General features: G+C 59.8%; 2 protein-coding genes. One reads left to right on the top strand and one right to left on the bottom strand.

What is annotated here, in order from left to right; translation table 11 throughout:
- Positions 1 to 1,096 (top strand): phosphatidylglycerol lysyltransferase domain-containing protein (locus L691_RS0118185; protein WP_025691837.1); only part of this gene is annotated, 1,096 nt, incomplete at its 5' end.
- Positions 1,097 to 1,261: 165 nt separating this feature from the next.
- Here L691_RS0118185 and L691_RS0118180 read toward each other — a convergent pair.
- Positions 1,262 to 1,774: energy-coupling factor transporter transmembrane component T (locus L691_RS0118180; RefSeq protein WP_025691836.1), on the bottom strand; the 513-nt coding region annotated here is incomplete at its 5' end.

Raw genomic sequence — 1,774 nt, 5'->3', positions numbered from 1 at the left:
GCAGCACCCCAGCCACTATGCCTTTTCGGCTGTGGGCGGACTTGTGACCGCGTGGCTGCTGCTCTCGATGATTGTGGCGCTTCGGCCCAACCGCCGTGCGGAGGCACTGACCGCGCCGCCGGATATGGACCGGCTGGGGCGTTATCTTAAGTCGGAATCGGGGAACGCGCTGACCCATATGCTCTTCACGGGGGACAAGAGCTTCTACTGGGCGCAGGACGGCAAAGTCATGCTTCCGTTCGCCAGAGTGCGGGACAAGGCTGTCGTGCTTGGCGACCCGCTCGGACCCAAAGATCTGGTGAACGACGCAATCAGCGAATTCCGGACCGAGGCCGACAGGTACGGACTTTCCGTCGTCTTCTACCAGGCGACGCCTGATTACTTGCCGATCTACCATGAGCAGGGCTACCATTTCTTTAAGCTCGGCGAGGAGGCGCTGGTTCCGCTAGACAAGTTCACCCTCAGCGGCAAGGGGAACAGTGATTTGCGAAGCGTAAAGAACCGGTTTGCCCGCGAAGGCTGCAAGTTCGAATTGGCGGAGCCTCCGTTTGCGACGGAGCTGCTGAAAGAGCTTCGGTCGATTTCGGAGGAATGGCTGAGAGGCCGGGCGGAAAAAGGATTTTCGCTCGGATGGTTCGATGAATCCTATCTGCAGCTTGCGCCGATTGCCCTCCTTCGGGATGCCGGGGGCGCCGTTATCGCCTTCGCCTCGCTTGCGCCGGGCTATGACGGCGGAGTTACCGTTTCGATCGACCTGATGCGCCATCGCCTGAAAAGTCCGAACGGAACGATGGATTTCCTGTTTATTTCCCTGCTGGAATGGGCCAAGGCTCAGGGATACGAGCGGTTTAACCTTGGCAACGCGCCTCTGTCCAGCGTAGGGCGGAACCCGGGAGCGCTTCGCGAAGAGAAAATGGCCCGTGTCGTGTTCAAGCACGGAGGGCATTGGTACGGATTTTTGGGCCTGCGCCGCTATAAAGAAAAATTTTCACCGGAATGGGAACCCCGCTACTTGGCCTATCCCGTCTCCCTGTCCCTGCCCGTTCTGACGCTGGATTTGGTTAGGCTTGTATCCCGCCAGCCGAAATCAAGATAAGAATACGCCAATAAGCCTGCCGTGGCCCTCATGGGTTCTGGCAGGCTTAGCTTATTTATGCGCGCATCAGCGCGGGCTAATAGTCAAAAGGGACGAGTTGATGATTCCGACGGATGCCGCCGTCTTCTTCCGAATTGCCGGTCGAAGCTCTCAAGGAGCTTCGGGCTAGGCCGAGGTCCACCACAGCAGCGCCGCCGCAAGCACGGCGATAAGAACGGCCGCCGTATCCCGCCGCCGCCAGCGCAGAACAAGCCAGGGCGTGCGCGGCTTCGACGGGTCATAACCCCGGGCTTCGATGGCGGTGGCCAGTTCGTCGCCCATGCTTATCACTTGGAGGAGCAGAGGGACGGCCATCAATGAAATCTGCTTTGGCGTCCAGCGCATCCGTTCCCGCTTTCGGTTTCCCCGGGAGGCAAGCGCCAGCTGCAGTGATGAAATTTTCCCTAGAACCCAAGGGATGAACTGCAGAGTGACGGAAACGGCAAGCGACCAATTCCGCGTTCTGACGCCCAGTTTTCCCAGCGGCTTGATGGCCCACTCCAGCCCTTCGCGCAGCGGCGCTCCTGATGTCGTCTCCGTGAACAGGAAGCCGAGCGAAATGAGCAGCCCCAGCCGGAGAACGGACAGACCGCCGCTTATGGCGCCTTCGGCGGAGAATTGAAAGGGCATCCCCGCATC

Origin of the sequence: Paenibacillus zanthoxyli JH29, from assembly GCF_000520715.1 — a bacterium.
Taxonomy (GTDB): Bacteria; Bacillota; Bacilli; order Paenibacillales; family Paenibacillaceae; genus Paenibacillus_AQ; species Paenibacillus_AQ zanthoxyli.
This window is presented reverse-complemented; position numbering and strand designations above follow the sequence as displayed.